This window comes from Mycobacterium sp., from assembly GCF_025933915.1.
GTDB lineage: Bacteria > Actinomycetota > Actinomycetes > Mycobacteriales > Mycobacteriaceae > Mycobacterium.
Genome location: NZ_JAICZA010000024.1, coordinates 36,818 through 43,858 on the forward strand (window position 1 = coordinate 36,818; position 7,041 = coordinate 43,858).

At 66.2% G+C, this 7,041-nt stretch carries 8 protein-coding genes; 2 read left to right on the forward strand and 6 right to left on the reverse strand.

Annotated features, from left to right (window positions below):
- Positions 1-51: 51 nt before the first annotated feature.
- The 4 genes from Q0W90_RS06140 to Q0W90_RS06155 all read right to left on the reverse strand — a co-directional run bounded on the left by Q0W90_RS06140 (position 52) and on the right by Q0W90_RS06155 (position 3,256).
- Entirely contained in the window at positions 52-363 is a 312-nt protein-coding gene (locus tag Q0W90_RS06140; protein WP_297601911.1) for a hypothetical protein, read from the reverse strand.
- A 61-nt stretch (positions 364-424) separates the two neighbouring features.
- Positions 425-1,489 (reverse strand): 4-hydroxy-2-oxovalerate aldolase, encoded by a 1,065-nt coding sequence (dmpG, locus tag Q0W90_RS06145; RefSeq protein ID WP_297773628.1) that lies wholly within the window; start codon positions 1,487-1,489, stop codon positions 425-427.
- A complete protein-coding gene (locus tag Q0W90_RS06150) occupies positions 1,486-2,418 on the reverse strand; it encodes an acetaldehyde dehydrogenase (acetylating) (protein WP_297700724.1) in 933 nt (310 codons plus the stop codon). Before Q0W90_RS06150 ends, dmpG begins: the two co-directional genes overlap by 4 nt.
- Positions 2,419-2,470: 52 nt before the next feature.
- On the reverse strand, positions 2,471-3,256 hold the full coding sequence (locus Q0W90_RS06155; protein WP_297594681.1) for a 2-keto-4-pentenoate hydratase: 786 nt from the start codon (positions 3,254-3,256) through the stop codon (positions 2,471-2,473).
- A gap of 71 nt (positions 3,257-3,327) precedes the next feature.
- Here Q0W90_RS06155 and kstD point away from each other — a divergent pair, with 71 nt between their 5' ends.
- Together kstD and Q0W90_RS06165 are read left to right on the forward strand one after the other, a co-directional pair.
- Positions 3,328-5,019, forward strand: a complete 1,692-nt coding sequence (kstD, locus tag Q0W90_RS06160) for a 3-oxosteroid 1-dehydrogenase (RefSeq protein WP_297594683.1) — start codon at positions 3,328-3,330, stop codon at positions 5,017-5,019.
- Positions 5,020-5,024: 5 nt separating this feature from the next.
- On the forward strand, positions 5,025-5,885 hold the full coding sequence (locus Q0W90_RS06165) for a MaoC family dehydratase (RefSeq protein ID WP_297594686.1): 861 nt from the start codon (positions 5,025-5,027) through the stop codon (positions 5,883-5,885).
- 84 nt (positions 5,886-5,969) lie between these two features.
- Here Q0W90_RS06165 and Q0W90_RS06170 read toward each other — a convergent pair whose 3' ends face one another.
- Together Q0W90_RS06170 and Q0W90_RS06175 are read right to left on the reverse strand one after the other, a co-directional pair.
- Positions 5,970-6,809 carry a hypothetical protein gene (locus tag Q0W90_RS06170; protein ID WP_297773632.1) on the reverse strand — a complete coding sequence of 280 codons (840 nt, stop codon included), beginning with the start codon at positions 6,807-6,809 and terminating at the stop codon, positions 5,970-5,972.
- 160 nt (positions 6,810-6,969) lie between these two features.
- On the reverse strand, positions 6,970-7,041 hold a 72-nt coding region (locus Q0W90_RS06175), incomplete at its 5' end, for a hypothetical protein (protein ID WP_297773635.1).

The following is a 7,041-nucleotide window of genomic DNA, read 5'->3' on the forward strand; positions in this document are numbered from 1 at the left end:
GGCGAACGTTCCCGCGCGTCGGCCGCAGGGTTCAAGGACGAGGCCGGCTCGCTACGGTGGGCACGCGTGGGACAGGTCGATCAGGTGCTGGCGGACGTCGGGATGCCGATTCAGGTAGTCGACGACGTTGCCGTTACCGCCCTCCGACTGCGACTTGGCGATCAGCTGCTGGTGGAGGTCGGGATGCCGCTGCAGATACGAGTCGATGGATTGACCCACGTCCTGATTGCACTGGGGATCCGCGCTGGCTGTGCCGGCCAGGGGCAGCGCGATCACCGTCGCGGCGGCCGCAGTCAATAGCCCCCCGGCGAGCAGGCCGAACAGTCCGCGGCCACGGGTGCCGACCGTTTTGGATGTGCTCATGGGTACAAGGCTACGCGCGATAGCTTTGTGCAGCCTGTGCGCGGCGTCAGCAAAGCGCAGGTCAGCGGGAGGCCGCGGTACCGCTTTCTTGTTCGCGCTTGATCTCCAGCGCGATGTCGATGAGTTGGTCTTCCTGGCCGCCGATGAGTTTGCGCTGGCCGGCCCGGTGCAGCAGCTCATGCGCCGGCACGCCGTAGCGCTCGCCCTGGCGGATGGCGTGTTTGAGGAAGCTCGAGTAAACCCCCGAGTAGCCCATGATCAGGGCGTTGCGATCCAGCAGGCACTCCGCGGGCATGGCGGGGGCGACGACCTCTTCGGCGGCGTCGGCGATGTCGAAGAAGTCGATGCCGGTCTTGACGCCGATCTTGTCGAACACCCCGATCAGGGCCTCGACGGGCGCGTTGCCCGCCCCGGCGCCGAAGCGGCGGCAGGAGCCGTCGATCTGCTTGGCGCCGGCGCGAACCGCCTCCACCGAGTTGGCCACCCCCAGGCCGAGGTTTTCGTGGCCATGGAAACCAACCTGGGCGTCGTCGCCGAGTTCGTCGACCAGCGCCGCGACCCGGTCGGCCACGCCTTCGAGCACCAGCGCCCCGGCCGAATCAACCACATAGACGCACTGGCAGCCGGCATCGGCCATGATGCGGGCCTGGGCGGCCAGCTTCTCCGGCGGAATGGTGTGGCTCATCATCAAAAAGCCGACGGTCTCGAGGCCGAGTTCGCGGGCCAGGCCGAAGTGCTGGATCGAGACGTCGGCCTCGGTGCAGTGCGTGGCGATCCGGCAGATCGAGCCGCCGTTGTTCTGCGCCTCTTTGATGTCTTCCTTGGTGCCCACACCCGGCAGCATCAAAAAGGCGATCTTGGCCTCTTTGGCGGTCTGGGCGGCGTGCTTGATCAGCTCCTGCTTGGGGGTCTTGGAGAACCCGTTGTTGAAACTCGAGCCGCCCTGGCCGTCGCCGTGGGTGACCTCGATGACGGGCACGCCCGCGGCGTCCAGGGCGGCCACGATGGCACCGACCTCGTCGGCGGTGAACTGATGGCGTTTGTGATGCGAACCGTCGCGCAGCGACGTGTCGGTCATCCGGACGTCCCAGATCGGGTTGAAGAAAATATCGGCGCTGGTGGTCATGGCTTCGCTCCTCCGGCCGTCGCCGCCAGGCTCTCCTTGGCGATCTCCTCGCCGACCTTGGTCGCCGCGGCGGTCATGATGTCCAGGTTGCCCGCATAGGGGGGCAGGTAATCGCCGGCGCCCTCGACTTCGACGAAGGTGGTGACCAGGGTCTGGCCGCCGGAATTGATCGACGGGTCGTCGAACTGGGGCTCGTTGAGCAGCCGGTAGCCGGGCACGTAGGTCTGCACCTCGGCCACCACGTCGTGGATCGATTTGGCGATCGCGTCGCGGTCGGCGTCCTCGGGGATGGCGCAAAAGATGGTGTCGCGCATGATCATTGGCGGGTCGGCCGGGTTGAGGATGATGATCGCCTTGCCCCGCTTGGCGCCGCCGATGGTCTCCACACCCTTGCTGGTGGTCTTGGTGAACTCATCGATGTTGGCCCGGGTGCCCGGCCCTGCCGACAGCGAGGCGACCGAGGCCACGATCTCGGCATAGGGCACGCCACCGACATCAGCCACCGCACGCGAGACCGCGTACACGACCGGGATGGTGGCCTGTCCACCACAGGTGATCATGTTGACGTTGGGCGCATCGAGGTGCTGGCGCAGATTGGCCGGCGGGATCACCGCCGGGCCCACCGCGGCCGGCGTCAGGTCGATGGCCCGGATGCCGGCGGCCGCATACTTGGGGGCGGCGTCGCGGTGTACGTAGGCGCTGGTCGCCTCGAACACCAGATCGGGCTTCTCCGACTGCGCCAGCAGCCAGTCCACCCCCTCATGGGTGGTCTCCAAACCCAGCTTGCGGGCCCGCGCCAAACCCTCGGACTCCGGGTCGATGCCGATCATCCAGCGCGGCTCCAGCCACTCCGATCGCAACAGCTTGTAAAGCAGGTCAGTGCTGATGTTCCCCGACCCGACAATTGCCACACTCGCCTTAGTCGGCATGATGCCCCTTTTCGAAGCTCCTGAGATTTAAGTTAGTCGATTTAATTCGAGCCTATTCGAACGATAGACGCACCGAACCGAGGCCCGCGAAGTCGGCGACGAAGTTGTCGCCTGGGTGTGCGTCGATCGCTTTCGTGCACGATCCGGGCAACACCACGTCGCCCCTGCGCAGCCGCACCCCGAAGCCGTCCACCTTGCGCGCCAGCCAGGCCACCGCGGTGACCGGGTTGCCCAGCACCGCGTCCGTGCGGCCCTGCGCGACGACCTCGCCGTTGCAGCGCAGCACCGCGTCGATCCCCTTGACGTCGATGTCGCGGGGGGACACGCGCGCCTCACCCAGCACGAAACCCGCCGACGAGGCGTTGTCGGCGATGGTGTCGCACAATCCGATCTTCCAATCGGTGATCCGGGTATCGATCAACTCGATAGACGGGACCAGCGCCTCGGTCGCCGCCAGCACGTCGTCCTCGGTGCAGCCCGCGCCCGGCAGGTCGGCGTTCAGGACGAAGCCCACCTCCACCTCGACCCGCGGATACAGGTAGCGGTTGGCCTTGACCGGGGTGTCTTCGAACAACTGCATCTCGTCGAGCAAATGCCCGTAATCCGGCTCGTCGACCCCCATCATCTGCTGGATCGCCAACGACGACAGCCCCACCTTGTGCCCCAGCACCCGGGCCCCCTCGGCGACCCGCTGACGAATATTGATCAGCTGAATCTCATACGCGTCGACGACGTCGATGTCCGGATAGGCGGCAGTCAACGGGGCAATCGACTCACCGCTCCGCTCGGCCTGCGCCAAGTCGGCAGCGAGCTCATCGCGGGTGGCAACACTGAGCATTTTCAAACTCTCCTCGTACGGTCGACCGGGCCAGTAGCGGCCGCCCTGGGCAATTCTATAACGTGTTCTACATGTCAGCGCAGGAGTACGACGTCGTCGTGGTCGGGAGCGGCGGAGCCGGCATGGTGGCTGCCCTTACCGCCGCTCACCGGGGTCTTTCCACCATAGTCATCGAAAAGGCCCCGCACTTCGGAGGTTCGACCGCACGGTCGGGCGGCGGCGTTTGGATCCCGAATAACGAAGTGCTCAAGCGTGACGGGGTCAAGGACACCGCCGAAGCGGCCCGCACCTATCTGCACGGGATCATCGGCAGTGTCGTCGAGCCGGAGCGCATCGATACCTACCTCGAGCGCGGGCCCGAGATGTTGTCTTTCGTGCTGAAGCACACACCCTTGAAGATGTGCTGGGTGCCGCGTTACTCCGACTACTACCCGGAGTCGCCTGGCGGCCGCGCGGAGGGCCGGTCGATCGAGCCGAAGCCGTTCAACGCCCGCAAGCTCGGCGCCGATGAGCCCGGCCTGGAGCCCGCGTACGGCAAAGTCCCGCTCAACGTCGTGGTGATGCAACAGGATTACGTGCGGCTGAATCAGCTGAAGCGCCACCCGCGGGGCGTGCTGCGCAGCCTGAAGGTCGGCGCCCGCACGATGTGGGCCAAAGCGACCGGTAAGAACCTCGTCGGCATGGGCCGGGCGCTGATCGGGCCGCTGCGAATCGGGCTGCAGCGAGCCGGGGTTCCGGTTGTGCTCAATACCGCTCTCACCGACCTGTACGTCGAAGATGGCGTGGTGCGCGGCGTCTACGTGCGTGGCGCCGGTGATGCCGAATCGGGTGAGCCCCAGCTGATCCGGGCCCGGCGGGGGGTGATCCTGGCGTCGGGTGGGTTCGAGCACAACGAACAAATGCGGGTCAAATACCAGCGCGCGCCGATCACCACCGAGTGGACCGTGGGCGCGGTGGCCAACACGGGCGACGGGATTTTGGCGGGCGAAAAGCTCGGCGCCGCATTGGACGTCATGGAAGACGCCTGGTGGGGCCCGACCGTCCCGCTGGTGGGTGCACCGTGGTTCGCGCTGTCCGAGCGTAACTCGCCGGGGTCGATCATCGTCAACATGTCGGGCAAGCGGTTCATGAACGAATCGATGCCCTACGTCGAAGCCTGCCATCACATGTATGGCGGCGAATACGGTCAGGGGCCCGGGCCCGGCGAGAACATTCCCGCATGGCTGGTATTCGACCAGCGGTACCGGGACCGTTACATCTTCGCGGGATTACAGCCCGGACAACGCATTCCCCGCAAGTGGCTGGAGTCCGGCGTCATCATCGCCGCCGACACGCTCGCGGAGCTGGCGCAGAAGGCCGGTCTTCCGGCGAGCGAATTCGCCGCCACCGTCGAGCGTTTCAACGGCTTCGCGCGTTCCGGCATCGATCTCGACTACCAGCGCGGCGAGAGCGCCTACGACAGGTACTACGGCGACCCGACCAACAAGCCGAACCCCAACCTCGGCGAGATCAGTCACGCGCCGTACTACGCCGCCAAGATGGTGCCCGGCGACCTGGGCACCAAGGGTGGCATCCGCACGGATGTCCACGGCCGGGCGCTGCGCGACGACGGCAGTATCATCGAAGGCCTTTACGCCGCCGGCAATGTCAGCGCCCCGGTGATGGGCCACACGTACCCCGGTCCGGGTGGCACCATCGGTCCGGCCATGACGTTCGGTTACCTGGCGGCATTGCACATTGCCGGCGGAGCCGGGGAAAGGTAACCGAAATGCCCATCGACGTCGACGTCGCGCTGAATGCCGAGCTGGATCCCATCGAATTCTCTTGGGTCAGCAGCGATATCCAGCTCTACCACCTTGGCTTGGGCGCCGGAGCGGACCCGATGGACCCCCGCGAGCTGCGTTACCTGGTGGACGACACCCCGCAGGTGCTGCCGACGTTCGGCAACGTCGCCGCCAGCTTTCACATGACCAAGCCGCCGACCGTTCAGTTTCCCGGCATCGACATCGAGCTGGGCAAGGTGTTGCACGCGTCCGAGCGCGTGGAAGTGCCCGGGCCGCTTCCGCCTTCGGGCAAGGCCAAGGCCGTCACCCGGTTCACGGACATCTGGGACAAGGGCAAGGCCGCGGTGATCTGGAGTGAGACGACGGTGACCGCGCCGGACGGCACGCTGTTGTGGACTCAGCGACGGTCGATCTTCGCGCGCGGCGAAGGTGGCTTCGGTGGTGAACGCGGTCCGTCAACCTCGGACGGCGCACCGGACCGAGCTCCCGATCTCGAGGTCGACGTGCCGATCTTGCCCCAGCAGGCGTTGTTGTACCGGCTGTGTGGCGACCGCAACCCGCTGCACTCGGATCCCGAATTCGCGGCCGCCGCAGGCTTTCCCAGGCCCATCCTGCACGGGCTGTGCACGTACGGCATGACCTGCAAGGCGATCGTCGATGCGCTGCTCGACGGTGACACCGGCGCGGTGGGTGCCTACGGTGCGCGTTTCGCCGGGGTGGCCTTTCCCGGCGAAACACTCAAGGTCGGCATCTGGAAGGACAGCGGCCGCTTTGTGGCCAGCGTTGTCGCGCCCTCGCGCGACAACGCCGTCGTGCTCTCCGGCGTCGAGTTGGTCCCCGCCTAGGGCCCGCTCCGGCCTTCTTGCGGGCTTCCTTCGGGCTCGAGCGTGACGCCACAGTCACATTCGCCCTCGAGCGTGACTGCACTGTCATGCTCGACCGGCAAGGGCGTTGCGCGCCCTGCGGACGATATCGGCGGGCCGGTCACCGGCTATTACCCGCACCACAATCCACCCACGACGCTGCAGTCTCTCGAGTCTCGCAATATCCCAAGCGAATTGAGAGTGATCACTACGATGCTGGTCGCCGTCATATTCAACGGCAACCTTCACGTCCTCCCAACCCATGTCCAGATAAGCAAATGCACTGCCTAGCTCATCCACCACCGGAATCTGGGTCTGCGGCCGCGGCAATCCGGCCTGCACGAGTACCAGCCGCAACCAGGTCTCCTTGGGCGACTGGGCACCCGCGTCGACGAGGTCGAGCGAGGCGCGAGCACGCTCAATGCCGCGACGTCCGCGATATCGCTCAGCCAGCAGCTCTGCATCAGCCGCCTTGACATCGGTCGCCCGCGCGAGCGCGTCGATCGCGGCGACTGCCGTCGTCGTGGGATACCAACAGGCGAGGTCCAGGGCAGTGCGTGTCGGAGTCGTAACCACGACTCCGTCGATCCATTCGAACTCGTCGCCCTCGAGCCGATCGCCCCAGGTCTTTAGACCCAGTGCCGCATGCCGGTTGTCATGAATGATGTCAACGGGCCGCGCCGCATCGACCCAGTTGCTGCCGTGAAGGCTCGCAGCCGAAAAGCCCGCGAGTACGCCACGACGCCGCGACCACAGCCAGGCGGCCCGTGAGCGCACCACGTGCGTCAGCTCGGTGCCTTCGGTGACATAGACGTCGGGGAAAACACGCGTGTATTTGCGGCGTAGCTGGCCATGCGAAGCCACGCCGGCCGCTACGGCCTCACTGCCGATGAACGGTTCTTTCATGGCGGGAGTGTGCCATCGCCCACTGACACCGCCTCGAGCATGACAGTGCAGTCACGTTCGAGCCCGAGCGTGACTGCAGTTTCACGCTCGACGGCAAATCCCGAGCGCTCGGCGGCACAGCCCGGTAGCCGGCCCGGAAGCCGGCTCACTGGCCGCTCCGCTAGCCGAGGATGAGGCCCGACGTGGGCACGCCGGTACCCGCGGTGACGAGGACGTGCTCGACGTCGGGCAC